Origin of the sequence: Thalassospira povalilytica (genome assembly GCF_002844235.1) — a bacterium.
Classification (GTDB): domain Bacteria; phylum Pseudomonadota; class Alphaproteobacteria; order Rhodospirillales; family Thalassospiraceae; genus Thalassospira; species Thalassospira povalilytica.
This window is the reverse complement of sequence record NZ_PGTS01000001.1, coordinates 758,916-785,893: the sequence shown is the minus strand read 5'-3', so window position 1 is coordinate 785,893 and position 26,978 is coordinate 758,916. Positions and strand designations below refer to the sequence as shown.

At 55.1% G+C, this 26,978-nt stretch carries 18 protein-coding genes; 6 read left to right on the top strand and 12 right to left on the bottom strand.

Features of this window, described 5'->3' with window-relative positions:
- Nucleotides 1-3,594, bottom strand: coding sequence for an AsmA family protein (locus CU041_RS03340; protein WP_101245737.1), 3,594 nt, complete (start codon nucleotides 3,592-3,594; stop codon nucleotides 1-3).
- A 463-nt stretch (nucleotides 3,595-4,057) separates the two neighbouring features.
- On the opposite strand from CU041_RS03340, the gene CU041_RS03335 reads away from it, so the two are divergent.
- Together CU041_RS03335 and CU041_RS03330 are read left to right on the top strand one after the other, a co-directional pair.
- Nucleotides 4,058-4,894 carry a DUF2189 domain-containing protein gene (locus CU041_RS03335; RefSeq protein ID WP_068519550.1) on the top strand — a complete coding sequence of 279 codons (837 nt, stop codon included), beginning with the start codon at nucleotides 4,058-4,060 and terminating at the stop codon, nucleotides 4,892-4,894.
- Nucleotides 4,895-5,188: 294 nt separating this feature from the next.
- Entirely contained in the window at nucleotides 5,189-6,277 is a 1,089-nt protein-coding gene (locus tag CU041_RS03330) for a lipid A deacylase LpxR family protein (protein WP_068519549.1), read from the top strand.
- Nucleotides 6,278-6,335: 58 nt separating this feature from the next.
- Here the strand turns inward: CU041_RS03330 and CU041_RS03325 are convergent, their stop codons facing one another.
- The gene (locus CU041_RS03325) at nucleotides 6,336-7,739 is read right to left on the bottom strand and encodes an FAD-linked oxidase C-terminal domain-containing protein (protein ID WP_101245736.1); all 1,404 of its coding nucleotides are present in this window, start codon (nucleotides 7,737-7,739) and stop codon (nucleotides 6,336-6,338) included.
- A 226-nt stretch (nucleotides 7,740-7,965) separates the two neighbouring features.
- Entirely contained in the window at nucleotides 7,966-8,673 is a 708-nt protein-coding gene (locus CU041_RS03320; protein WP_101245915.1) for a TIGR00266 family protein, read from the bottom strand.
- Nucleotides 8,674-8,882: 209 nt separating this feature from the next.
- On the opposite strand from CU041_RS03320, the gene CU041_RS03315 reads away from it, so the two are divergent.
- From CU041_RS03315 to CU041_RS03300, 4 genes are all read left to right on the top strand, one after another.
- A complete protein-coding gene (locus CU041_RS03315; protein ID WP_170310111.1) occupies nucleotides 8,883-10,295 on the top strand; it encodes a branched-chain amino acid ABC transporter permease in 1,413 nt (470 codons plus the stop codon).
- Nucleotides 10,296-10,366: 71 nt separating this feature from the next.
- Nucleotides 10,367-11,368: a sensor domain-containing diguanylate cyclase gene (locus CU041_RS03310; RefSeq protein WP_233432986.1), complete on the top strand. Its 1,002-nt coding sequence runs from the start codon at nucleotides 10,367-10,369 to the stop codon at nucleotides 11,366-11,368.
- Nucleotides 11,369-11,514: 146 nt separating this feature from the next.
- Nucleotides 11,515-11,991 (top strand): GNAT family N-acetyltransferase, encoded by a 477-nt coding sequence (locus CU041_RS03305; RefSeq protein WP_101245734.1) that lies wholly within the window; start codon nucleotides 11,515-11,517, stop codon nucleotides 11,989-11,991.
- A 223-nt stretch (nucleotides 11,992-12,214) separates the two neighbouring features.
- Entirely contained in the window at nucleotides 12,215-12,472 is a 258-nt protein-coding gene (locus CU041_RS03300; protein WP_101245733.1) for a YjhX family toxin, read from the top strand.
- 33 nt (nucleotides 12,473-12,505) lie between these two features.
- On the opposite strand, the gene CU041_RS03295 is transcribed toward CU041_RS03300, so the two are convergent.
- From CU041_RS03295 to CU041_RS03250, 9 genes are all read right to left on the bottom strand, one after another.
- Nucleotides 12,506-12,859 carry a VOC family protein gene (locus CU041_RS03295; RefSeq protein ID WP_101245732.1) on the bottom strand — a complete coding sequence of 118 codons (354 nt, stop codon included), beginning with the start codon at nucleotides 12,857-12,859 and terminating at the stop codon, nucleotides 12,506-12,508.
- 24 nt (nucleotides 12,860-12,883) lie between these two features.
- Entirely contained in the window at nucleotides 12,884-14,560 is a 1,677-nt protein-coding gene (locus tag CU041_RS03290) for an FMN-binding glutamate synthase family protein (protein WP_101245913.1), read from the bottom strand.
- A 306-nt stretch (nucleotides 14,561-14,866) separates the two neighbouring features.
- The gene (locus CU041_RS03280) at nucleotides 14,867-18,508 is read right to left on the bottom strand and encodes a hydantoinase B/oxoprolinase family protein (protein ID WP_101245730.1); all 3,642 of its coding nucleotides are present in this window, start codon (nucleotides 18,506-18,508) and stop codon (nucleotides 14,867-14,869) included.
- A gap of 68 nt (nucleotides 18,509-18,576) precedes the next feature.
- Nucleotides 18,577-19,878 carry a TRAP transporter large permease gene (locus tag CU041_RS03275; protein WP_101245729.1) on the bottom strand — a complete coding sequence of 434 codons (1,302 nt, stop codon included), beginning with the start codon at nucleotides 19,876-19,878 and terminating at the stop codon, nucleotides 18,577-18,579.
- A 9-nt stretch (nucleotides 19,879-19,887) separates the two neighbouring features.
- On the bottom strand, nucleotides 19,888-20,400 hold the full coding sequence (locus CU041_RS03270) for a TRAP transporter small permease (protein WP_068519540.1): 513 nt from the start codon (nucleotides 20,398-20,400) through the stop codon (nucleotides 19,888-19,890).
- A gap of 133 nt (nucleotides 20,401-20,533) precedes the next feature.
- On the bottom strand, nucleotides 20,534-21,508 hold the full coding sequence (locus CU041_RS03265) for a TRAP transporter substrate-binding protein (protein ID WP_068519539.1): 975 nt from the start codon (nucleotides 21,506-21,508) through the stop codon (nucleotides 20,534-20,536).
- Between the two features lie 414 nt (nucleotides 21,509-21,922).
- Nucleotides 21,923-22,432 carry a winged helix DNA-binding protein gene (locus CU041_RS03260; RefSeq protein WP_068519538.1) on the bottom strand — a complete coding sequence of 170 codons (510 nt, stop codon included), beginning with the start codon at nucleotides 22,430-22,432 and terminating at the stop codon, nucleotides 21,923-21,925.
- Between the two features lie 136 nt (nucleotides 22,433-22,568).
- Entirely contained in the window at nucleotides 22,569-24,530 is a 1,962-nt protein-coding gene (locus CU041_RS03255) for a methyl-accepting chemotaxis protein (protein WP_101245728.1), read from the bottom strand.
- A 339-nt stretch (nucleotides 24,531-24,869) separates the two neighbouring features.
- Complete coding sequence (locus CU041_RS03250) at nucleotides 24,870-26,867, bottom strand: methyl-accepting chemotaxis protein (RefSeq protein ID WP_101245727.1); 1,998 nt, start codon at nucleotides 26,865-26,867, stop codon at nucleotides 24,870-24,872.
- Nucleotides 26,868-26,978 lie beyond the last annotated feature (111 nt).

Genomic DNA, 26,978 nt, shown 5'->3' with positions numbered 1-26,978 from the left:
CTAGCGACCAAATTGATTCAAAAGCCCTTTCAAAAGGCCCTTTGCCGCATCTTCGGGTGAATTGCCACCTGATCCGGTATCACTGTTGCCTGAGCTGCTTCCGCCAAGTGCCTTATCAAGGATGTTATCAAGAACCTTGACCGCAACCTTGTCCATGCGTCCGGTAATGACCGGATCATCGATCTTGCCTTTGGCATAAACGCTGAACGGCGGCAGTTCTTCGATCTTCTTGGAAAAATCGAAATCTGCGGTCGTATCCATCACCCATTTCGGAAGATCAAGCGTCGCATCGGCATCCGCCGTCCCGACACGCGAAAGCGCTTCGACACGGGTGGTCTTGGCAATGCCCTTGGTGATGGTGATGTCACCTTCAAGCGATTGCAGCAGATCGTTGTTGCCAACCCCTTCGACGACCATTGCCTGTGGCCCCTGACGTAGTAGGGCTTCGATATTGAGCTTCGGATCATTCGACCGTTTTGACGCATTGCTGAACCGGACCTCGGTCAAAACCAGATTGGCCGTGCCGTTCAGGGCCGAAACCAGACGGCGTGACGTATTGCCCGCTGCCGTAACATCGAATTTAAGGTTCGCACCGCCAATAATCGTATCATTGGCCACCTTGATCGGCGTCAGCCGTTCGATCCGCGCACCATCAAGATCCCCCTTCAGGGCAAGTTGCGGCACATCCGTGTTACGTGCGTCAAACGTGCCGTTGATGGCAAGATCACCATCCCCCAACAGTCCCTTGAAGTTCGAGATCGTCAGAAGTCCCTGAACCAGGATTGCCTTCAGATCCGGGTTAACAAGGCTGTAGGTATCGAAATCAAGCTGATCAAGCGCAATGGCGATATCGGCATCAATCGATCGCAATGCCGATACGTCAATGACGGTATCATCCCACGGCGTACCATCACGCGCATCAACCCGTGTTGCGGTCATGCTTGCCGGCAGATTGAACGCGGCCTTGCGCGGACCACTGCCAATACCGTGCATAAGACCAGCGCGCTTTTGTGCAGGCACGAACGGATCGACGACCAGTTTGCCACCAGAAAGTGCGACCGTCAGTTTCGGCTGTGCCTGGCTGCCGTCAAAGGTCACCTTACCCGCGGTTTCGAACGCACCAAGCACAAACTTCAGATCATCAAGCGCAACATTTTGCGCATTGCCCTTGACCGTGCTGGAAACAGCCAGTCGGCCAAGATTGCCTGATGGCGTATAGGTCGGTGCAACAAGATCAAGCGCGCGGTTCAGACTGGATGCCTGCACCGCCAGTTTGCCATCCAGTCCCGGATTGGCGCCCAGCATCTGTGACACCACACCATCAAGTGCCACCTGCATAAGCGGGTTGGACACATCAAGTTTAAGGGTCGGACCAGTAATCGGACCATTCAGGCCAAGATTTGCCTGAATGCTTTTATAGCTGCTTGCCGGTGCCGGAAGCGTAATGCCCGTAAGCTTGGCAAGCGGTTCCAGCGTCTTTGCGGTTACCCGGACAGACAGATTTTCAAAAGCCGGAATATCGGCACTGCCATTAAAGGTACCCTTTGCCGATGCACTCAGCCCTGCGGCATCTGAAACGGCAAAATTGCCAAGGGTGATATCGCGCCCCTTGATGCTGCCATCAATCATGATGCCGCGCACAGCAACACCCGACGAAATGATTTCATCGGCAGCCAGCCGGTAATTTGCCGCCAGCCCATCAAGTGGCGCCAATGCGTCCTTGATGACCTTGACCATGTCTTCCTTGGCCGCGGTCGCGTTTGAAGCACCGTTCTCAGCCCCGCCCGTGGCGGACGTTCCGGTTGCGGTGCCATTGCCCGCGCTGCCCGACGTCGTTGCGGATGCATCGCCACCGGTCTGGGCGGTTGCGACATACTGATCAAGATTGATCCGGTCGAGCTTCAGGCCGATACCAAGTGCCGGCAGCCCCGATCCGCCAAGATTGGCAACAACCGCACCACGAATGGCGGTGTCATCAATTCGAAGGTCAAGATCGGAGATGTTCAACTGATCGGGCGTTCCCTTGATCCCGCCAGTCAGTGAGAACCGGCGCAGCCTGTCCGCACGAACACCGTCAACATCAACACCCAGCCAACGGATCACCGCCCGGATATTTTCCGATGCCATTTCATAGCTCAGCGCCGCAGACAGTTTGGGTTTTTCGCCTGAAATGCTGCCGAACACGGCAAAGTCTGTCCCGCCCGGAAGGCCCGCTGAAACCTCGTTCAGGGTGATCTTGCTGTTGGCAATCGCGGCATTGACCCGCGCATTGTGAACCGGGGTCTGATTATAAATAAGGGTTTCGACTTCAAAATCGATCGCGGCTGTCAGATCAGCCGGAATGATCGGTGCATTTGCACTGTCACCCTTTTTAACCGAGCTTTGCGACGGGATGGATTGCGCGCTGCCATCGGTTGCACCGTCATTGCCCGAAGTTGCGGTATCTGTCGATGACGAACCCGATGCAGCCCCGGCCCCGTCGCCCATATCTGCCAGAACCAGAATGCTATCAAGGTCAAGCTGGTTGAACCGCAATGCGACATCGGCACGCATGCTGGGTTCCTGATCAATGGCAATGGCGCCCGAACCACGGGTCTCGCCAAAGCGGATCGACAGATCATTTAATGTGACCGACTTTGCATTCGCGGTGATGTGACCACCAAGATCAAGCGGCTTTGCCGCAATATCGGGGATTTCCGCACCATCGCCGGCAATACGCAGGGCCGCCTCGCGAAGGTCCTTGAAATCACCGTCAATCTGACCATCAAAGCCGGGATTGTCGGTTGAAAGATCGACGCGCCCGGCAACGGTGACACCACCGTCAACCTTGTCGATGCCGACTTTCAGGCTGATCGGGAATGGCGCAACCTGACTGATCTGACCGACATTAAAGCCAAATGTCAGCGGGATACCGCGATAGAAAACGTACCCTTCCCCTTCGAGCGGACCATTCAGACTGTCGGCCGACACACCAACCGTCAGACCCTCGATACGTTCGACCGAACCCGGGGTGCGGTAAATGATGGTGGCATTTTCGATTTCAAGACGATCGATCTTGATCGTGCTTGCAAAATCACTGCCCGATGCGGTTTCCTCAGTCCCGGTTGTGGCACTGCCACCATTTTCCTCGTTGGCTGCCGGGGTCTGGGGCTCTGTTTGCGGAACTGTTATCGTGCCTGCATCCGGTCCGGAACGCGGCGCGGCTGCCGGATCAAAGACCAGATTGTTCGTACCGTTATCAAATGTCTCGATTGCGATAACCGGATCAATCAGGCTGACTTCAGTAACCTGGATATTGCCGGTAAGCAGCGGCATCAGGGCAACCGAAACCCGCGCCTCTTCAATCGAAACCATGTCGGCATCCTGTGCACCAGGCAAATTGCCCAAGGTCACCTGACTTGCCGAAAGCGACGGCGACGGGATCAGCGACATCGACAGGTCGCCCGTCAGAACAAGCTCCCTGCCCGTCGCATCCCGGACGGCCTGGGTGATCTGTGCCTTGTAGCCATTCCAGTCAATCAGGGACGGAATGATCAGCAATGCGGCTACAAGCACCACTACTAACGCACCGATTACGGCAAGGATCTTTTTCAACAGTCAGGCTCCGCTCGCTCGCAAGGTCACACTGCCGTTTGGCCGTGACCCTCAATGGTTTGATTTTCAGTCCAAAATCATAGGGCTCGTGACATCTGTCGCAACAGAAAATGGCGAGAGAATGTTGCATTCATTACACGACATGGTGCGCGATCTTGCGGGAAGCATTTTTCCACCGCCTTATCGCCCCGGCCCATAACATGTGAGCAGCCCCCGGACACGGGTCAAGCATCGCGCAGAAATCGCACAATTTTTAACAAATAAAAACAAGCATCGAACAGGCCGTAACCAAACCATAAATTCCAGTTTCGAAACACCTTTCGAGCCAAATACATAGTTTAAAATCAACTGGATACTGGAAATCGTCGATTAAAATGATACATTTTAGAAAACAATAAATTCAATCCTGACTTTCATTCAAATCGAAAGATCATCGCGCTTTTCCGCGGCAGGGAGGATGAAAATGACCGATACAACAATTCAAACGCCAGAAAACACGGTCGACAACGGACTGCACGGTATTACGATCCGGACCATCACAACCGACCAGTCCGGCAAATGGCTTCAGGCCGGCTGGCGGGACTTCAAACAGACACCGGCGATTGGCCTGACCTATGGTGCGCTTTGCGTCCTGGCTGGGTGGCTCGTGATCCTGAGCATCTTTCGAACCGGACAGCCTTATCTGACATTGCCGCTGGCTGCGGGCTTTATGCTTTTGGCACCGCTTGTCGCCGTGGGCCTTTACGAAACCAGCCGCCGCCTTGAGATGGGCGAAAATGTTACCATCTGGCACAGCCTGAACGGTTTTCGCCGCAACCCCGGACAGATCGGGGCGATCGGTGTTGTGCTGATGCTGTTCTTCCTGGCATGGACGCGGATTGCGATGTTGCTGTTCGCGCTGTTTTACAACGGAACCATGCCGTCACTTGATGCCCTGATCTGGGAAACATTCTTTTCGCGCGATGCGATTACATTCCTGATTACCGGTTCCATCCTTGGCGGTGCGCTGGCGATCATTGTTTTTGCCATTTCGGTGGTCTCGATCCCGCTTCTGGTTGATCGCGATGTTGATGTGATTACCGCTGTCATCATCAGTGTGAATGCGTTTCGCAAAAACTGGAAAGTTCTGATTGGCTGGGCTGCGGTGATTGCCATTCTTGCCGCCTGTGGCATGGTCGTCTTCATGTTCGGACTGGCGATCATGATGCCGTTGCTTGGCTATTCAAGCTGGCATGCCTATCGCGGGATCATTGACACCAGTCACGCCGATGTCGCACGTCTGCGTCGACAGGTGCCGTAACCAGCCCAACAAACCAGAACACCCTCCAAACGCCGCCACACTGGCGGCGTTTTTGTGCGCAAAGCCGAAATTGTGATAAACAGATCACATCATTGCGGGAACAATCATGGCATCGTATTGTTTCACTGTTACAATAGATTGGCCCGGTTTTCTGTAATCGGGCCCCGCATCCGGACAGCACTTACAAACCCGCCACAAATTGTCCAAATTCTGTGGTCATAGGGTCAGGACCAATTAATATCCGAACTTCCACATGTTTCCCTGCAACCATCTGCGTTCATGAGATAATTCATTATGTATCAGGCCCCGGCAGTTCGTCATCTTGTCGTACTTTCAGCGTCACTGATTGCCTTAGTCGCCGGGATGGGAACCCTGCATGCCCAGACCAATACGGCAGACGGGCCGCAATCAACGCGTACGCCGGATGAAAAATGGGGTGTGTCGCTTTCGGTTGAAAACGACCTTTTCACACCGACCAACAGTGATCAGCATTACACCAACGGTGTGCGACTGGCCTTTGTTTCGCCAGAAGACAGTGCGCCTGCGGCCTTTTTGAACGTTGCCAAACAGGTGCCGTTTTTCGCATCCGAAGGCCGCATTCGCACCAGCTATTCTCTGGGCCAGACCATGTATACCCCCGATGACATAACCATCGCCGAACACCAGCCCGATGATCGCCCCTGGGCCGGGATGCTGTACGGGACGGCGGGGCTTCTGTCTGATACCGGACTGAAATCCGATGATGGCGAAAGCAACTATTCGCGCATCGACACACTTGAACTGACGCTGGGCGTTGTCGGCCCGGCATCCCTTGCCGACAAAACGCAGGATTTCGTGCATAAACTGATCGACAGCCCACGCCCGGAAGGCTGGGACAACCAGATCAAGAATGAACCGATCATTGGCCTGACCTATGAACGGAAATATCGCAGCTGGTTTGAAGCCGATGTTTCAGGCATTGAGTTTGATGCCACACCGCACGGGGCGGTGACCCTTGGCAATGCGTTCACCAATGCCGAAATCGGGACAATGTTCCGTATGGGCTTTGACCTGCCTGCCGATTACGGCCCGCCGCGCATTCGCCCAAGCCTGCCCGGTTCGGACTTCTTTGTCCCGGATACAGAAGGCTTCCCGGTCAGCGGGTATCTTTTTGCGGGCTTTGCCGGCCGCTATGTCGTGCGCGATATCACCCTTGATGGCAATACCTTTGCCGACAGTGCTTCGGTCGACAAGGAACCGCTGGTCGGGGACCTTCAGATCGGTTTTGCGATGATCATCGGCCAGGCGCGCCTGACCTACACCCATGTCTATCGCACCCCGGAATTCACCGCCCAAAGCGGTGCTGACCAGTTCGGATCGATTTCACTGTCATTCCGATTCTGACCAAAAACGGGGCCCAATGGCCCCGTTTTGCAACACTTTTCCAAATTGTATGATGATATCAAAGCCCGGGGATCAGCTTGCCCGGATTCATCAGACCTTTGGGATCAATGGCCGCTTTGATGGCGCGCATCATGGCAATCGTATCTTCGCCATGTTCGGCCACCATGAAATCGAGCTTGCCATAACCGATGCCATGTTCCCCCGTGCAGGTCCCGCCGAGTTTCAGGGCACGTTCCACCATGCGCTTGTGCAGGCGGTTGGCTTCTTCCATCTGTGCCGGATCTTCCGGATCGAGCAGGATCAGTGTGTGGAAGTTGCCATCGCCGACATGACCGATGATGGTGCAGGTCAGCGGGCTGGCATCGCAATCCGCACGGGTTTCGGTGATGGCTTCGGCCAGTTTTGAAATCGGCACGCACACATCGGTCGGCATGCCGGCCTTGCCCGGTTCCAGCTGAAGCGACGCGTAATAGGCCTTGTGACGTGCGGCCCACAGCTTGTTGCGGTCTTCCTGACGGGTTGCCCACTGGAATTCTTCGGCACCGTATTCTTCGGCCACGGACTGAACAAACTCGGCCTGTTCTTTCACACCGGCTTCGGTGCCATGGAATTCAAAGAACAGGGTCGGGGCTTCTTTGTGATCAAGCTTGGAATAGTTGTTGACCGCGCGGACCTGCAATTCATCAAGGAATTCGATCCGGGCAACCGGAATGCCGGCCTGGATGGTCAGGATCACGGTATCAACCGCGGCCTCGACCGTCGGGAAGGCACAGACAGCAGCCGACATGGCTTCCGGGATGCCATAAAGCTTCAAACCGATTTCCGTGATCACACCAAGCGTACCCTCGGACCCGACAAACAGACGGGTCAGATCATAACCGGCCGATGATTTGCGGGCACGGTTGGCGGTTTTGATGATCTTGCCTTCCGGGGTCACGACCGTCAGGCTCAGCACATTGTCGCGCATGGTGCCATACCGTACCGCATTGGTGCCCGATGCGCGGGTTGCGGTCATGCCACCGATCGATGCATTCGCACCCGGATCAATCGGGAAAAACAGACCGGTATCGCGCAAGTGATCATTAAGCTGTTCGCGAGTTACACCGGCCTGAACGCGGCAATCAAGGTCCTCGTTATTGACCTCAAGGATCGCGTCCATCCGCGATACATCAATGCAAATCCCGCCGCGCAATGCCGCAACATGCCCTTCAAGCGATGAGCCCGTGCCAAACGGAACGATCGGGACATTGTGGGCAACACACAGCTTGACGACTTCGGCGACTTCTTCGGTCGAGGTTGCAAAAACCACCGCATCGGGCGGCGATGCCTCGTGCCAGCTTTCATCCTTGCCGTGCTGTTCAAGCACAGCCTGCGCAGTTGACAGCCGATCGCCCAGCATCTCGCGCAGGGCGCTGATCAGGCTTTCCGGGGTTTTGATGCGTTCATATTGGCGATCTGACATGATTTTGCTCTTTGGTCTTTTCAATCCTGGTGGCGGTCGCAAACCGGACCAGAATGATGTGGGGTCTGATCCGGATTACGCGATAAGGGCTGACACCTTACGCCGAGATGATCGAAATTGGTAATACCTTTTGACCGGTTTGGCAAAAATTCAAGCCCGATAAATCTGTCGCGCCCGTCAAAACATGCGGGCACGACACATCCATCTTGATGCCGGCAGGCCCGTCTTAGCCCTTGTTGCGATCCTGCGGCAGGGCCGCGGCAATGCGATCGGCAAGGCGCGAGAATGGCAAACTTTGCAGCCAGACCGTGCCCGGACCTTCAAGGGTCGTGACAAACAGTCCCTCGCCGCCAAACAGCGCATTGGTAAATCCGCCAACAAATTTGATCGAATAATCAATGGATGGCGTCATTGCCACCAGCGCCCCGGTATCCACGCGCAAGGTCTGACCTGCTTGCAAATCCTTGCGGATGATCGTGCCCCCGGCATGCATGAAGGCCATGCCATCACCGCTCAGCCGCTGAAGGATGAAACCTTCACCACCAAACAGGCCCGCACCGATCTTTTTGGAAAAGGCGATATCAATATCGATCCCGGCCGCAGCACACAGGAACGCATCCTTCTGACAGATGATTTCACCACCAAGTTCCGCCAGATCAAGTGCCACCACCTTGCCGGGATAGGGGGCAGCAAAGGCAACATGCCCCTTGCCCGATCCTTCATGGACAAAGCTTGTGATAAAGAATCCTTCACCGGTCAGCATGCGCTTGAACCCGGAAAACAGGCCCCCGCCCGTCCCGGTCTGCATGGCAATGCCATCGCCCATATACATCATGGCACCGGCTTCGGCCCGGACACCTTCGCCCGGATCCAGTTCGATTTCGACCAACTGCATTTCTTCGCCATGGATCGTATAGTCGATCACGTCTGCCATGCGGGCGTCTCCTTTTATGAAATCATCAATCTGATTGGCGCAAGTCTGGAACCTGTTGATCCTGATCGCAAGAAAAACGGGCAACATTCCGGCAAGAGATGGCATCGTTTTCTTGTAAAAACCTGAAAATCAAGCAGGATATGTCATCACGAACTCTGCCGGGGAATTGCGTGCGTCATCGGTTCCGGGCTTTCAGATGCTGGCCTTTCATGCTGCTGATGCCATTTCTGGCGATCGGCCTTGGCGCTTGTCAGCCCGATGATCCCTGGCAATTCAACATCTGCCGCATTGCCCTTCCCGGTATTGAAGACGAAGCACCCAAAATCCGGCTTCTGACCCGATTTGACGAAATCACCGATCAGACGCGCATCACCCTGCACTATCAGATCATACTGGACAATGCCCGCACGGTTCCCGACAAAGCTCCGTCACCATCGGCCATATCGTCCCTGCCGGTCCATCAGATGAGCTGTCTGTTTTCACATGCGGACAAGCCCAACGGTCCCGGTACCCTGATCGGGATCGAAACCAGCCGGTTCGGACCGATTTCCCCGACCCATCTTTCGATCCTGAACCGGTTCTGGCTTGATCGTGTCGGCAGGCAGGCGCTTGATCGGTATGAAAACCCTGATCAGCACGGTCTGACGCCCGATGTCCCCGAAGTTTCCCGCGATCTGGCCTATGGGCTGCAACTTGGTATCAATGGCCTGTCTCGCGGGGCGATTTACGGATTGCTCGCGCTGTCTTTCACGCTGATTTACGGGTTGATCGGACGGATTAATCTGGCCTTTGGCGAAATCGTCATGACGGCGGCCCTGTCAACGGTGATTGGCGGTTTGCTGTTATCATCGCTTGCCGGATGGAACCTTTTTCTGATCGTGATCGGGGCAACCGCGATGGCGGTCTTTGTCGGTTCCGGACTTAGCCATCTGACTTGGCGCAATGTCTTCGGGCAGCTCGGACGCAAGGCCGCGGGTGGCCGGGCCGTGATCGTGGCATCGCTTGGATGTGTTTTGTTCATTCAGGAGTTTGTCCGGCTTGTCATATCGGCCCGCAATTTCAATCTGCCGCCGCTGTGGCAATATTCGTTTCCGGTCCTGCGCAGCGATCAGTTCGTTGTGCGCATGCTTGGATTTGACGTTCTGTCGATCGGCATGGCCGTTGCGGTTGGTGGCGTCCTGATCTGGATGATGGCAAATACCCGGTTCGGACGCCAATGGCGCGCAATCAGCCAGGATCGCATTGCTGCTGGTCTGTGCGGCATATCGTTGCAACGCATCGAACAGCAATCATTTGTTCTGGCTGGATTTTTATGCGGCATTACCGGTGCTGTAATGGCGTTGCGTTATGGCGTGATTAACTTTCATTCCGGTACACTTTTCGGGTTCAAGGCACTGGTCGCGGCCATTCTTGGTGGCATCGGGCAGATGCGCGGGGCCTGGTTGGGCGGATTTGTCATCGGCCTGACAGAGGCATACTGGTCCGGATATTTCGGCGGCGCCTATCGCGATGTCGCGGTATTCGGGTTGCTTGCCGCCATTCTGGTCCTGCGGCCCGGCGGGCTTTTGGGCGTAAATGATGGAAAAGACAGCTTGTTCTCCCCGCGCGCGGGACAAATATAAAAATCAAAGGCCCGGGACAGAACCGCTTATCGGTTTCAATGGTCAGGCAGAAAGACACGAAGGCGGTTAGAATGGCGACCCACCATAAACTTGAATGGATCTCACAGGATGAGGCCATACAGGCCTCGCTTGCGAAATGGCAACGCGTTGTCGATGTGATGACACGGCTTCTTGGTGCGACATCCGGTTATGTTGTCGAATATAACAAGGACCAAGGATACCGGGCGGCTGTAACCAGCCAGAATGCGGAAAATCCGCATCGCGACATTTCCGGCAAGGCGGAACCACTTGATTCCAACATTTACTGCCGACGCGTCATTCAGGAAAAAGCGCCCTTTTATGAACCAGATGCCCGCGGAAAATCGGAATGGGCCGACAATCCCGAACTGACTGATGACGGTTATGTCTCCTATTTCGGCACACCCCTTCTGTGGCCGAATGGTGAGGTTTTTGGCACCCTGTGCGTGTTTGATCGCCAGCCAACCAGCTATGAGGAGCCCCTTCAGACACTGCTTGATGTTTTCCGCGATCTGATCGAGGCCGACTTGCGCCTGTATGAACAGTTCGAAGTCATGCGCGAAATGTCGATGACAGATCCGCTTACCGGGCTGAATAACCGCGCCGGATTTGAGATGCTTGCCCATCAGAAAATCCGCATCGCCAAACGCTATCACCATCATATCGGGGTCATTTTCTTTGATCTCGACAATATGAAGCGCTGGAATGACGATTATGGCCATGCCGCCGGGGATGCCGCCCTTCGTGCGGTTGGCAAGGCGATCACCGACAGCATCCGCGAGGTTGATATTTGCGGTCGCGTCGGCGGTGACGAATTTGCCGTGCTTGGCTATGTCCGGAACCGGGGGGATCTTACTACCATCATCACCCGTGTGCGCAACGCGCTTGCGAATATCAAACTCAACATCCCCAACGCCAAAGCACCGATCCGCGAGACACCCGAAATCAGTTCGGGGGCGTCTGTTTTCTTTGAACCAATTAACCAAAATTTCGAAGAAATGATGGCGGTTGCCGATCTTGAAATGTATCGCGATAAGAAAAACCGCCAGAAATAGGGACTTTGGCGTTTTGACCGGTTTCAGGTCGGTTAAAAAATCATTGCAACAAGCGTGATCCATTAACCACATGGTATGGATTTTGGCTCAGACTGCGTGACGGGTTGCAAACCCGAAAAATAGAATAACGCACACGAGCTTACAAAATGCAGATCCGCAACGGCACTGCCGACGATCTTCCTTTCATTCGCGACCTGACCAAGCGCGCGACGGACTCAACCTATTTCATCGAAGGCATGGGCGATGCCGCAACCAATCTGGTTGCCCGCTATGTCGAACAGTCGACCAGTGTTTTTGAAAATGCCCTTGGCAGTGATAACCACACTGTCTATGTCGCGACCAAAGACGACATTCTTCTGGGCTATGTCATCGCCATCCACAACAGCCCGGAAATCGACTGGATCATGGTTGATCCGGCATCACATGGCAGCGGTGCCGGCAAGGCATTGATGATGGCGGCCCTTGATGCCCTGTCGGAAAAAGGTGCACGCAGCAATGTCCGCCTTAAGGTCGTTGCCCATAATGAACGCGCCAAGGCGTTTTACCGCAAGTTCGGCTTCCTCGTGACCGGCCCGGTGCCAGACCGCGAGGTCCCGACCGTGGAAATGCAGCGCGCCGCTTGACGAAACGCCGCCAGATTGGCAATTTGGCGGCGAACCTTATTCGGAGCTTTTATGTCAGAGTCCCGGCACAGCCGCTGATCGCGGTTTGACAGCCTGACCTTTCCAGACCGCTGATCAGCAGATCGGATCGCCTGCCCGCTAATGAAACGGGTGCGCGTGGCCGGTATTGTTGTGCCCGCCCCGATCGGAAACCGTTTTCCCAACTGGTTTTCGGACTCTGACAGTGAATATTTCAAAGAATGAACAGCGCGTGCTGCATGCACTTGCGCAAGGCGGCCTGATCAAGGTGATCAAAGACGACCGCAACCGTATCCTCGAAGCAGATTGCATCACACGCGACGGCTGGTTTTTGACCGCCTGCACGATCGAGGTGTTCAAGAAACTGCGCAAACGCCGCTTCATCCGGTCGCGCGCCGGTGCGCCTTATCGCATCACACGTGAAGGATTGGTTGCGGTCCGCGCCGAACTGTTTCAACGCTAACAACAAAGCCCGGCCAAATTGGCCGGGCTTTGTTCATGTATGCATGACGATATTGATCAGTTTGCCAAACGGGTCGCGGACGTAAAACCGCCTGACACCCCATGGTTCATCCGCCGGGCCATATTCGATGGCAATCCCGGCATCGGTCATTTTGCCAAGGATTTCGTCAAGGTTATCGACCTCGATCGACATGTCGGGCACCGGGGTTCCCGATCCGCCTTCGGTGGCGAAATTGACCTGGGTTGTCATGGTTTGCCCCGCCACGGCAAAGGTTCTGATCCAGCCATGGTCCATCACGGTATCAAGGCCAAGGATGTCCTCGTAAAACGCGACAGCCTTGGCGATGTCATCCACCGCAAAATTTGCAACGATACGTTTAACAGCCATGGTGCAAGCGGCTCCTGATATCGTCTATTGCGCGGCCTTTTCGCCGGCAATTGCCTTGGCGCGCTTATAGGGACCAAACGGGATTTCCTTGGGCGCGAAGGTATCGGCCGATGCGCGGCCCCAGCGCGAATGCCATTCATGAAGTTCCTCGATCTCTTTATCTGCCAGAAGGAAACCTTCGGGCAGGTAAGGATAGGCTTCGTTGCCATCGATGAATTCGTTGTCCTTCTGGCGGACCATGAAGTGATAGGGCATGAAATTGCGCGGATCGGTCAGGCCAGCTGCACCGGTGATTTCGGCCAGCGCATGCATGGTATTTTTATGGAACCGTGCCACGCGTTCACTTTTATCACCCGGTTCCAAAGCGCGTTGACGGATTTTATCCTGTGTCGCGATGCCGACCGGGCAGCAGTTGGTGTGACAGCTTTGCGCCTGAATACAGCCAAGCGCAAACATGAAACCGCGTGCGGCATTGCACCAGTCCGCCCCAAGTGCCAGGGTTCGCGCAATATCAAAGGCCGAGATGATTTTGCCCGCGGCCCCGATCTTGATCTGATCACGCAGGCCCGCCCCGCGCAGCGCATTGTGAACAAAGGTAAGGCCTTCCTGCATCGGCATGCCGACACGGTTGGCAAATTCGACCGGGGCGGCACCGGTGCCACCTTCCTTGCCATCGACCACGATGAAGTCGGGCGTGATCCCGGTTTCAAGCATTGCCTTGATGATCGACATGAATTCGCGACGATGGCCAATACACAACTTGAACCCGACCGGCTTGCCGCCGGAAAGATCACGCAAGCGACCAATGAATTCCATCAGGCCGATCGGTGTTGAAAAGGCACTGTGGGCCGAAGGCGATACACAATCCTGTCCCATCGGAATACCACGGGCATCGGCAATTTCCTTGGTGATTTTGGCGGCGGGCAACATGCCGCCATGACCGGGCTTTGCCCCTTGGCTAAGCTTGAGCTCGATCATTTTGACTTGCGGGTCGGCGGCCGTTTCGGCGAATTTTTCCTCGGAAAATGTGCCGTCTTCATTGCGTGCCCCGAAATAGCCCGACGCCACCTGATAAATCAGATCACCACCGCCTTCGCGGTGATAGCGCGAAATGCTGCCTTCGCCGGTATCATGGGCAAAGCCGCCCTTTTTCGCCCCCTTGTTCAGCGCCAGGATCGCATTGCCCGAAAGCGCGCCAAAGCTCATGGCCGAGATATTATACAAGCTGCAATCATAGGGTTTCTTGCAATGTGGCCCGCCAACCCGAACCCGGAAATTGGTATCGGTGATGTGTTTTGGCGCCACCGAATGCGTGATCCAGGAATAACCCGATTTATAGACATCCTCGATCGTACCAAACGGGCGTTTGTCTTCGACACCCTTGGCGCGCTGATAGACAAGGCCGCGGGCCTGACGGCTGAACGGGATTTCGTCCTGATCGCTTTCCAGAAGATACTGGCGGATTTCAGGGCGGAAGCTTTCAAGGATGAAGCGGATATGCGCACTGATCGGATAGTTGCGCAGGATGGAATGCTTGGTCTGATGAAGATCATGAATGCCGACCAGAAGCAACAGACCGAACACCACCGCCGGCACCCAGAACCAGCTATCGATCACGCCGGCACAAATCACGGAAATGACGGTCAGAAGCGCAACGCTTGTAATGACGAAATAGCGCTGGTTCAAAATAAAGAATTTCACGGTGCTCTCATCCTGTCTGTTCAGGTCGACCTGATGGATCGCGATTGCAGCCTGTGCGGGCAAGCTTTGGCAACCCGATCCTTGAGTGAAGCCTATGGCAATGTCGTTGATTTTTAATGAAGTGTCCCCTCATGCATGTAGGGACGATATTGCCAACATCAAGAAAAAGCCGCCCGTGAGGAAACTCAGGGGCGGCAGGAAGTTCAACAGGGAGGCCGGGGTTAAAACCCCGGACCAGAAACACCGAAGGTTTGGGGGAAAACCGGTGTTTCTGGTCAAACCGGAAGATGGGGTTGGCAAGACCCCTTAGGCCTTGCCGTAACCGCCACCGCCCGGGGTTTCGATGATGAAGACATCACCCGGGTGCATTTCTGCCCCGTCGGTGCCTTTCAGCTCGATCACGGTACCGTCGACACGTTCGATGGCGTTGCGACCAAGTTTGCCCGGCTCGCCACCGGCAACGGCCTGGTTGGGTACGCGACGGTGGTTGGACAGGATCGATGCGGTCATGTCTTCGAGGAAGCGGACACGACGGGTCGTGCCATCGCCGCCCTTGAATTTGCCGTTACCGCCCGACCCTTTGCGGATTTCAAAGCTTTCGAGCATGACCGGGAAGCGCCATTCAAGAACTTCCGGATCGGTCAGGCGCGAGTTGGTCATATGGGTATGAACACCGCTGGTGCCGTCAAAATCAGGACCGGCACCCGAACCGCCACAGATGGTTTCATAATACTGATGCGTATCATTGCCCCAGGTGAAGTTGTTCATGGTCCCCTGTGCACCCGACATGACACCAAGGGCGGCATAAAGGGTATCGGTGACATGCTGGGACGTTTCAACGTTACCGGCAACAACGGCGGCCGGATAACGCGGATTGAGCATCGATCCTTCGGGCACGATCAGATTGACCGGCTTCAGGCACCCGGCATTGAGCGGAATGTCATCATCAACAAGGGTTCTGAAGACATAAAGAACCGCTGCACGGGTCACAGCCGACGGGGCGTTGAAGTTGTTATCAAGCTGATCGGACGTGCCGGTGAAATCGACCGTCGCCGAACGGGTTTCCTTATGGATGGTGACCTTGGCCTTAACGACCGCACCATTGTCCATTTCATAGGAGAACTCGCCATCCTTGAGAACATCAATCACGCGACGAACGCTTTCTTCGGCATTGTCCTGAACATGGCCCATATAGGCATGAACAACATCAAGGCCAAAGTGATCGACCATCTTGCGCAGTTCCTGCACGCCTTTTTCGTTGGCGGCGATCTGTGCGCGCAGATCGGCGATGTTCTGATACGGGTTACGGGCCGGGTATTTTGCCCCTTCGAGAAGGGCGGTCAGGCCGGCTTCGTCAAACTTGCCCTGATCAACCAGTTTGAAGTTGTCGATCAGAACGCCTTCTTCTTCGAGAATGCGTGAATTCGGCGCCATCGACCCCGGCGTAATCCCGCCGACATCGGCATGGTGACCACGCGATGCGACATAGAACAGGATGTCCTTGCCATCATCGCCAAAGACCGGGGTAATCAGGGTGATGTCAGGCAAATGCGTCCCGCCGTTATACGGGTCGTTCAGCATATAGACATCGCCCGGCTTCATGGTGCCGACATTGTTGCGCATAACCGCCTGAACAGACTCACCCATGGATCCAAGATGGACCGGCATGTGCGGTGCGTTGGCGATCAGCTGGCCTTCCTGATCAAACAGGGCGCATGAGAAGTCCAGACGTTCCTTGATGTTCACCGAGTACGAGGTGTTGGCAAGGGTAACGCCCATCTGTTCGGCAATATTCATGAACAGGTTGTTGAAGACTTCCAACATCACCGGATCGGCCTGGGTCCCGATGGCTTCAGACCGCTTCATGGCAACCACACGGGTCAGAACCAGATGGTCACGGCCATTGACCTTGGCTTCCCAGCCCGGATCAATCACGGTGGTGCCAACCGGCTCGACGATCACGGCCGGACCGCGCACGGTCGCACCCGGTTTGAGGTCTTCACGTTTGTAGAACGGGGTATCTTCGGTTTTGCCATCAAACACAACCGGACGGGTCGCAAGGGCTGTGATCGCGACATTGTCGTTGGTTGCTTCGGCTTCGGCATCCGGAAGGCTTTGGGTTTCACCGATGGCCTCAACCGCAACGGCTTCGACGACCAGCGGTTTCTCGTCCATGACAAAGCCATAACGCTGTTTGTGCTGTTCTTCAAACTGGGCCTTGATGCTATCGACATCACCGAAATCAACGATCAGCGGGGTGTCGGTGCCATCATAGCGCAGATGCAGCTTTTTCAGCATGGTGATCTTGGCATCGCCAATACCCTGTTCATGCAGTTCGGCACGGGCATCAACGGCCAAGGCATCAAGCTGTTCATCCAGACCGGAAAGCGCATCAGAGGCAAGCTTCGCCTCGACCGCCTGTTCGCGCATCGCACGAATATCGGCAAGCCCCATACCATAAGCCGACAGAACACCGGCGAACGGATGGACAAAGACCTTGGTCATGCCAAGGGTATCGGCCACCTGGCAGGCATGCTGCCCACCGGCACCGCCAAAGCATTGCAGGATATAGTCGGTTACGTCATAGCCGCGCTGAACCGAAATCTGTTTGATCGCGTTTGCCATGTTTTCAACGGCAATACGCAGGAATCCTTCGGCGACTTCTTCGGGTGTTCTGAGCTGACCGGTGCTTTCCTTGATCTTGGCAGCCATGGCTTCGAAACCGCTGCGTACCGCATCGGCATCAAGCGGCTCGTTGCCTTCCGGGCCAAAGACATTGGGGAAGAAGTCCGGCTGAACCTTGCCCAACATGACATTGATATCGGTCACCGCAAGCGGACCGCCACGGCGATAGGCCGCCGGGCCCGGGTTTGCACCGGCACTGTCGGGGCCAACGCGGAAACGTGCACCATCGAAATGCAGAATCGAACCGCCACCGGCCGCAACCGTGTGGATTTTCATCATCGGCGCACGCATGCGCACACCGGCAACCTGGGTTTCGAAATCGCGTTCATATTCGCCGTCATAATGCGAAACGTCGGTCGACGTGCCGCCCATATCGAAACCGATGACCTGTTTGAAGCCATCCATTTCAGCGGTACGCACCATGCCGACAACACCGCCCGCCGGACCGGACAGGATTGCGTCCTTGCCCTGGAACTTGGCGGCATCGGTCAGGCCACCGTTGGACTGCATGAACATCAGTTTCACGCCGCCCAGTTCGGACGCCACCTGATCGACATAACGACGCAGGATCGGCGACAGATAGGCATCCACAACCGTGGTGTCGCCGCGCGATACCAGCTTCATCAGCGGGCTGACTTCGTGACTGACCGAAACCTGGGTAAAGCCGACTTCACGGGCGATTTCAGCCGCAGCATTTTCATGGGCGGTGTAACGATACCCATGCATGAAGACGATGGCACAGGCACGAATGCCGGAATCAAACGCCGCCTGAAGGTCCTTGCGCAGATTGTCGCGATCAAGCGGGGTCAGTTCCGTCCCCTGGGCGTCGAAACGACCATCGGCCTCGATCACACTTTCATAAAGGGTTTCGGGCAGTTTGATATTGCGATCAAACAGACGCGGGCGGTTCTGATAGGCAAGGCGCAGCGCATCGCGGAAGCCCTTGGTGGTGACCAGAACCGTGCGGTCGCCTTTGCGCTCCAGAAGGGCGTTGGTCGCAACCGTAGTGCCCATTTTGACGGCTTCGATTTTCTCGGCCGGGATTTTCTCGCCAGCGGGGACTTCAAGCAGTTCACGAATGCCCTGAATGGCGGCATCGCGATAACGTTCCGGGTTTTCCGAAAGCAGCTTGTGAGTGACAAGCGATCCGTCCGGCTTACGCGCCACGATGTCGGTAAAGGTACCGCCGCGATCGATCCAGAACTGCCATTTCGGCTGTCCCGATGTCTGCGAAGCGGGGGAATTTTGGTCGTGAGAAGCCATGATGCTTACTCCTTGGGCATCTGTAGTCATAAAATTCTGTGCGAACGATCAGATCTTCAAAAGGCCGGTCAGCCATTCATCTGCTGGGGCAGCCATGTTGCGATTTCCGGGAATACGGTAATCAGCAAAACAGCAAGCAACAGCAGGAAGAAGAACGGCAAAGCAGCCAGCGCAATGGCAAACAGGTTCTTGCCTGTCAGGCCTTGCAAAACGAACAGGTTGAAACCCACGGGCGGGGTGATCTGCGACATTTCGACCACCAGCACCACATAGATACCAAACCACAACAAATCGATCCCGGCAGCCTGAACCATCGGCAGGATGACCGAGGTGGTCAGAACCACCACCGAAATCCCGTCAAGGAAGCAACCAAGAACAATGAAGAACACGGTGAGTGCCGCCAAAAGCGCATAGGGCGACAGATCCATCAGCGCAATCCAGGCCGCAAGTTCACGCGGGATCCCGGTAAAGCCCATGGCAACGGTCAGAACAGCCGCCCCTGCCAGGATAAAGCAGATCATGCAGGATGTGCGGGTCGCCCCCATGATCCCGTCAATCAGGCTTTCCTTGGTCAAGGATCCGCTTAGCCGCGACAGGATCAGCGCACCGACAACACCGAAAGCCGCGGCTTCGGTCGGGGTGGCAACACCGCCATAGATCGACCCGATCACAGCCGAGATCAGGGCAATCACCGGGATCAGGCGACCCGATGCGCGGACTTTTTCGCCAAACGGAATGCTTGGTTCCGCCGGGGGCATCTTGTCCTTGTTCATCGTGGCCCAGATGCCAACGAAGCTCATGAACAGAATGATCAGCATGACACCGGGCAAAACACCGGCAATGAACAGACGCGCAATCGACAGTTCGGCAGACACGCCATAGACAATCAGAATGATCGATGGCGGGATCAAAAGGCCAAGCGTCCCCGACCCGGCCAGCGTGCCAAGGATCAGCTTGTCGGCATAGCCCTGCTTGCGCAATTCCGGGATCGACATGCGCCCGATGGTCGCAGCGGTCGCAGCAGACGATCCCGACACCGCAGCAAAGATGCCACAGCCCAGAACATTCACATGCAACAGACGACCCGGGAGTTTATTGAGCCAGGGTGCAAGACCGGTAAACATGTCTTCTGACAGGCGTGACCGGAACAGAATTTCCCCCATCCAGATAAACAGCGGCAGCGGGGCCAGCGACCATGTCGCCAGGCTTGACCAGGCAGTCGTTGCGATGATCGGACCGGTCTGGGCACTGGTAAAGAAATCAAGTGCGAAAACGCCGATGGCAAACAGTGACAGGGCAACCCACAATCCTGCCCCAAGGAACAGGAACAACAGCCCCATCAGGATCAGGCCAATTTCAAGTACTTCCACGACCGTCCCCTATTCGTTCAATTCGTTTGCTTCGCCAGCAGCGAAGGCAGCCTGACGACCGGCAACGGTATCAACCAGTGCTTCGATCATGCCGATGGTAAAGACGATCAGGCCAAAGGCCATTGCGGCCTGTGGGATCCAAAGCGGAAAGGCAAGAACACCGGGCGACGTATCGCCATAGGAAAAGCTTTCTTCGGCAAGAACCGCCATCCACCAGGCGAAATATCCGCCAAGGAAAGTTGCCGCCAGAAGCGTGATGCTTTCGATCACGCGGCGCAGCCCGCCCTGAAGGTGGGACAATATGATCATGACCCGGATATGGGTCCCGGCGCGCAGTGCCGGACCAAGTGCCAGGAACGTTCCCGCCGCCAGACAGAAACCGGCCAGCTCGTTCGCGTCATGCACCGCAATTCCAACCAGACGGCCAAGCGATTGCGCCAGAATAAGAAGTGCGATCGCGACCATAAAAACTGCGGCCAGCCCGGCACTGAACTTGAATAAGTAATTTAGTGATCTGCGCACAGCAGTCCCCTTTCCGCCCGCGATGTCGCGATGCTGATTGATTGTTCCCTAAGAACAGTAACATCAAATTGTGGGGTTTGTCCGGGACCGGACAGAGGACGACGTCTGCCCGATCCCGAAAGACGAAAGAACCTTAGTTCTTGAAGGCGTCGATGATGGCAGCACCCTCATCGCCGGTTTTTTCAAGCCACTCGGAAACCATGGTTTCACCGGCTTTGGCCAGACCGGCCTTCAGTTCATCGCTCGGCGCAGCAACGTTCATGCCGTTGTCTGCCAGAACTTTTTTCTTCTCGTCAGCTTCGGCCATGCTCATTTCCCAACCGCGGGTCTCGGCTTTGGCAGCAGCGTCAAGAACGGCTTTCTGGGTTTCAGCCGGCAGACGGTCGAACGACTTTGCATTCACGACGACCATGTTTTTCGGAAGCCATGCCTGAACGTCATAGAAGTTCGAAACGAAGTCCCATGCCTTGGAGTTGGCACCGGTCGACGGCGAGGTGATCATTGCTTCAACAATGCCGGTTGCAAATGCAGTCGGGATTTCCGGAACTTCAACCTGGGTGGCAACCATGCCGGTCAGATCGGCAAGCTGCGACGTGGTCGAGTTGTAAGCGCGGAATTTAACACCTTCGAGGTCTTCGACCTTGTTCACCGGGTTTGCGGTATAAAGACCCTGTGCCGGCCACGGAACCGCATAGAGAACTTTAAGGCCGTCTTTTTCCAGTGCGGCTTCGATACCGGCACGCGAGACTTCCCAAAGCTTTTTCGCATCGTCATAGGACGTTGCAAGGAACGGGATCGCATCAACGGTGTAGATCGGGTTTTCGTTGGCCAGCAGCGAAATCAGGGTTTCGCCGATCGGAACCAGACCGCGCTGAACCGAACGCTTGATGTCTGCATGTTTGAAAAGCGAACCACCGGAATGAACGGTGATGGTCAGTTCACCACCCGACGCGTCATTCACGTCCTTGGCAAATTCGATAATATTCTGGGTGTGGAAGGTCGCATCCGGGTACGGCGTTGCCATATCCCATTTTTCTGCCGCAGCCGCCAAACCGGCCGACATGGTGATGGCAGCAACAGCAACCGTCGAAAGTGCTTTTTTCAGCATTGATAAGTCTCCCTGTGTGTTGAGGCGTGGAGTCAGGATAACAGAGACTCCAAATTAATCACCCGACATCTTGATCACATTTTACTGACAAATTGTCAATGTAATTTCATAACTACCATGCAAAATCTGCAACGCCCGGCCTTTGCCCGACCCCACATCTGTGGTCAAACCGTTGGGAAACGTATGATTGCGCCGAACAACATCACATCTTCGGCCGCGCGAAAAACGGATCCGGACGGATCAAACAAAGACAGGCGGCGTCCCCGTGGGGACCACCGCCTGCTGGATTCCATTGATCAAAAGCATGTTGATCAGACACACACTGATCAGAAACGCATTGGTCAGAAACAAATTGATCGGAAGCACTGGGGCAACATGCATTCGCGCATGCACGCCGGGATGTGCGTTTCCGGATTACATCGCACTTGCTGCGCGCGATGCCTGATCATAGACACCGGAAATGGCGCGGAGCGTCTTGGCAACATCGCCGACTTCCTGGCTATTCACACCAAGGCGCTGGAACGTTTCGACAAGACAGGCTTCGCGGACTTCGCGGTATTTTTCGCACATGGCGCGCCCGTCGGCGGTCGTGCCGTAATGGACTTCCTTGCCGCGCTTCACACCTTCGACAAGGCCAAGCTTGCGAAGCTTTTTAAGCGAGTAATTCACAAGATGGCTGTCTTCGACATTGAGCACAAAGCACACTTCCGAAAGGCTTTTTTCGCGTTCGCGCGAATTGACATTGTGTAGAACAAGAATGTCGAGAACCGATACATCCGGCATCCCGGCCGCGCGCATGCATCGAACCATCCAGCGGTTGAATGCGTTGCCTGAAAGGATCAGGGCGAATTCAAGCTCCGAGAGTTCTGCGGCGCGTTCCGATACAAGATGCGACGATGAAACAATACGTGGTTTATCAGCCATCCGACATTTCCTGCTTTCGTATCTATACTGTTATTGCGGTCTATTTCTGTAAAACGCCACAAGTTTGTCGGGATTTTATCGCAATAAAAGCAGCCGGGTAAAGACCCGGCTGCTGTTTGTTATCGACATTTCGTCATTAAAGTGAGCGCATCCGTTCCAGGAAACCGTCAATCTGGGCCCGAAGGTCCCCGCTTTGACGGCCAAGATTGTCCGCTGAATGATGGACTTCGGTTGCGGCACTGTTGGTTTCGCCAACAGCAGCAGACACACCTTGCATCGCCGATGAAATTTCCTCGGTCCCGGCGGCTGCCTGTTCGACATTTTGCGAAATCTCGCTGGTGGCGACGGTTTGCTGTTCCACCGCAGCGGCGACGGCGGCAGCCCGTTCGCTGATTTCGGCAATCATGGTCACGATTTCATCAATCGCACTGACAGCAATGCCGGTCGCCTGCTGGATATCATTGATCTGGATGGTGATATCCTCGGTCGCCTTGGCGGTCTGGTTGGCGAGGTTTTTGACCTCGCTTGCGACCACGGCAAAGCCTTTGCCGGCGTCACCGGCACGGGCGGCCTCGATCGTGGCGTTAAGGGCCAACAGATTGGTCTGACCGGCAATATCACTGATCAACCCGATGACTTCGCCAATCTTGATAGCGGAATCATTCAGCCCCTGGATATTGTCATTGGTGGACCGTGCCCGTTCGGTCGCCGATTGGGCCATGGACGATGTTTCGGTCACCTGACCGGAAATCTCGTTAATGGATGCGGCAAGTTCGGTCGCAGCCGTTGCCACAAGCTGCACATTTGATGACGCTTCTTCTGCGCCGGATGAAACGGCCATCGACTGGTCTGCTGCTGTGTCTGCACTGCTGCGCAGAACGTTTGACACCTGATGAAGCTGTTTGACAGCAACAGCAACGTCGGCCATCACGGCGACAACTGCCTGATCGAATTCCTGAATATACTGTTCCTGGGTTTCCATGCGTTTGCGGCGGCGCTCGTCATCGGCTTTTTGGGCCGCTTCAAGTTTGACACGCTCGATCCCGTTTTCACGGAAAATCAGAACCGCACGACCCATTTCACCAATTTCATCGGCACGATTGACCTCGTTGATATCAACGTCAAAGTCGTTTTCAGCCAGACGGGTCATCTTGTTGGTCAATCCGCCGATGGCACGGACAATCGCGCGCGACAACAGAACAGAAAGCCCCAGAAGCGCAATCACCCCGATCACATACATCGCAACCGTGATGGTCAGGCTGGTTTTGGCGATCTGTTCAGCTTTTTGTTTTTCCAGCGCGGCGGTTTCGGCAATGGATGCGCTTAGCGCTTCAAGAACCGGTTCGGCCTGTGCGTAATAATCTGACAACAATCCCAGTTCGGCATTTCGTTGCAGGATCTTTCCTGCCAGCGCCTTGAAGTCCGCGACATAGGAATTCATCAACTTTGTGATATTGGCCTTTTCCGCAGCCGGAATGTCGGATGCCGCCAGTGCCGGTCCGAATTCGGCCAGACGCTGATCAATACGATCGACGTATTTTTCATCGATACGGGCCAGGAAGTCTTTTTCGTGGCGACGCATCATCAACATGATGACGGTCAGATTGTCTGCCTTATATTTCGCAAGCGCTTCTTCGACATTGTGGACCGAACCACGCAAACGGCCCAAAAGGCCGCCTTCTTCGTCCAGACCGATTTCACGTTGCAGGGCAACGATGGTTTTGAATTCCGCAGCATAGTTTGCAAAGGCTTCCTTGATTTGCGCGATTTCAGCAGCAGATTCCGCCAGTTCCGGATCAGCTTCAAGCGTTGCCAACCCAGAACTTACACGTTCGACGACTTCGGCATGCTGGGTGACGTATTTTTCATCGAGCCTTAGCAGAAAGTCCTTTTCACGCCGACGGGCATGCAAGAAATCACGCGATATTTCATCGGCAATCAACCGATCATCAAATGCTTCCTGCGCTGCCATTTGCGCTGACTGGCGCTGTTGGTCGGCAACGAACTGTACCGCTGCAACAACCACAAAGATCACAAGCGCCACCGCCCCGATCAGCGAAATCTGATAAAGAAGCTTCATGCGTGAAAGGAAATTCATCTAAACCCCCAAGCCTTACCGGACCTGTCCAAAAGTGTGAGACGCGACATGACAGGCACAAGCCAACCTACAACGGCACTGCACAAACATCCGGTCGCCCCAAACCTTTTAGTTTGGGATACGGTGGCTGGTTTATCAGAAGGGAATTGTTACAGTTTTGTGACAAGTACCCGTTTTCGACACCGATGTCAGCGCGTTGACGCGAAACAAAATTCGCATCCGTGCTCGCATGCGCGATACCGAAATACATTTGCACCGCCCACAAACAAAACAAGGGGGAAGACGAATCTTCCCCCTCCTTTCGGATAGAATTGTGACATCAGGTAGTCTGATAACCGATCAGCTGACAGCCCGCATCCGCGCAAGAAACTGATCAATCCGTTCACTCAAACTGTCACTTTGACGACCAAGGTTGTCGGCCGAACCGCGCACGTCACTTGCGGCTTCTGTGGTGCCGGCAACCGCCGATGACACGCCCTGCATTGCCGATGAAATTTCACTGGTCGCCGAAGCGGCCTGTTCGACATTCTGCGAAATCTCGCTGGTGGCAACGGTTTGCTGTTCAACAGCAGCAGCAACAGCCGATGCACGTTCGCTGATATCGGTGATCATGCGCACGATTTCGTCAATTGCCTCAACGGCCGAAAGCGTTGCCTGCTGGATTTCATTGATCTGCAATGTGATGTCTTCGGTGGCCTTTGCCGTCTGATTGGCAAGGTTTTTGACCTCGCTTGCGACCACGGCAAATCCCTTGCCCGCTTCGCCCGCCCGGGCGGCTTCGATCGTTGCGTTCAGCGCAAGCAAATTGGTCTGTCCCGCAATATCGTTGATCAGACCGATCACCTCGCCAATGCGCACGGCGGCAGCATTAAGACCCTGGATATCCTCGTTGGTTGTCTGCGCGCGCTGGCTGGCCGATATGGCCATTTGCGATGTATCACTGACCTGCCCGGCAATTTCATGGATCGATGCCGAAAGTTCGGTTGCCGCGGTCGCAACCAGCTGGACATTTGACGATGCTTCTTCGGTTCCGGCCGAAACGGTTGTTGATTGCTCATTGGCCGTGGCCGCACTGCTGCGCAGGGTTTCCGATACCGCATGGAGCTGCTGCACGGCGGTTCCCACCTCGCTCATCATGGCGACAACATCATTGTCAAATTCGCGAATGTGCTTTTCCTGGCTTTCGATGCGTCTGCGCTGCTTTTCATCCAGTTCGCGCTGCTGGGCTTCGAGTTTCTGGCGTTCCAGTCCGTTTTCACGAAACACCACAACCGACCGCCCCATTTCGCCGATCTCGTCTTTGCGATCTGCTTCTTCAAGTTTGACGTCAAAGTCATTCCTGGCCAAACGGGCCATCTTGCCTGTCAGGCCGGTAATCGCGCGTACGATCGCACGCGCCAGAATGATCGATAACAAAATCAGCACCAGTGCACCGGCGATAAAGATTGCAAAGGTAACCTGAACCCCGGTATGGGCGATTTCTTCGGCCTGCATCTGCATTCGTTCGGCGACCTCGCCGATGGAATTGCTGAGTTCCACCAGAACCGGTTCAACCGCACTGTAATAGACACTGAGTTGCGCAAGCGATTCCTCGCGGGCAAGAACGGCATCTGCCAGCGCCTTGAAGTCCGCGATATAGGATGTCATCAGCTTGGCCAGTTCGGCCTTCTTTTCGTCCTGAATGCTGCCTGCCTTTTGCAGGGCCGCGTCAAATCCCTTGGCTGTGGCATCCACATTGCTGACATAGACAGGATCAAGGGTTGCCAGGAAATCCTTTTCATCGCGACGCATTTTAAGAACCGCAATTGAAATATCCTTGGTGTTGGAAAGCCCCAGCATCGCTTCAAGCTGGGCAATCTTGCCAAGCGCGGTTTCCACTTCGGAGGCAGCTTCGCGCATTTCACCAAGTAGGCCGGAACTGGTATCAAGTCCGACCTTGCGTTGCAGTTCGACCACATTGGCAAATTCGCTGACATAATCTTCAAAGGCGGCTCTTGCCTGATCTACCTGACCGATCAGTTCACCGATTTCCTTGCGCCCGGCAAGTTCTTCAAGCCCGTTACGCACCGAAGCCGCCGCCTCGCTATGAGAGGTTATATATTCTTCGCTTTTACGAAGAACAAAATCCTTTTCATGGCGTCGGGCATTAAGGAATTCCCGAGAAATTCCGTCCACCACAAGCTGATCGGCGGTCGCGGCCTTTGCAATTTCCTGTGCGGACTGCCGTTGCTGATCTGCGACAAACTGGGTCGTTCCGACAACAGCAAAAATGACCAGTGCGACAATACTTATCAGTGAAATCTGATAGACAAGCTTCATACGCGACAAGAAAGACATGTTTCACCCCCCTAAAATCCAGTCCATGTGCGTTATTGTTCTTGTTACACGGCTGTCATAGAAACACCCCACCCAAAGTAGATCAATAAACACTTAAGTATAGACCGACGG

Bases quoted from the DNA above. Each gene is read 5' to 3' on its own strand.
- CU041_RS03335 (WP_068519550.1), top strand. From the start codon at position 4,058: ATGACCGATACAACAATTCAAACGCCAGAAAACACGGTCGACAACGGA.
- CU041_RS03330 (WP_068519549.1), top strand. From the start codon at position 5,189: ATGTATCAGGCCCCGGCAGTTCGTCATCTTGTCGTACTTTCAGCGTCA.
- CU041_RS03325 (WP_101245736.1), bottom strand. From the start codon at position 7,739: ATGTCAGATCGCCAATATGAACGCATCAAAACCCCGGAAAGCCTGATC.
- CU041_RS03320 (WP_101245915.1), bottom strand. From the start codon at position 8,673: ATGGCAGACGTGATCGACTATACGATCCATGGCGAAGAAATGCAGTTG.
- CU041_RS03315 (WP_170310111.1), top strand. From the start codon at position 8,883: ATGCTGCTGATGCCATTTCTGGCGATCGGCCTTGGCGCTTGTCAGCCC.
- CU041_RS03310 (WP_233432986.1), top strand. From the start codon at position 10,367: ATGGCGACCCACCATAAACTTGAATGGATCTCACAGGATGAGGCCATA.
- CU041_RS03305 (WP_101245734.1), top strand. From the start codon at position 11,515: ATGCAGATCCGCAACGGCACTGCCGACGATCTTCCTTTCATTCGCGAC.
- CU041_RS03295 (WP_101245732.1), bottom strand. From the start codon at position 12,859: ATGGCTGTTAAACGTATCGTTGCAAATTTTGCGGTGGATGACATCGCC.
- CU041_RS03280 (WP_101245730.1), bottom strand. From the start codon at position 18,508: ATGGCTTCTCACGACCAAAATTCCCCCGCTTCGCAGACATCGGGACAG.
- CU041_RS03265 (WP_068519539.1), bottom strand. From the start codon at position 21,508: ATGCTGAAAAAAGCACTTTCGACGGTTGCTGTTGCTGCCATCACCATG.
- CU041_RS03260 (WP_068519538.1), bottom strand. From the start codon at position 22,432: ATGGCTGATAAACCACGTATTGTTTCATCGTCGCATCTTGTATCGGAA.
- CU041_RS03255 (WP_101245728.1), bottom strand. From the start codon at position 24,530: ATGAATTTCCTTTCACGCATGAAGCTTCTTTATCAGATTTCGCTGATC.
- CU041_RS03250 (WP_101245727.1), bottom strand. From the start codon at position 26,867: ATGTCTTTCTTGTCGCGTATGAAGCTTGTCTATCAGATTTCACTGATA.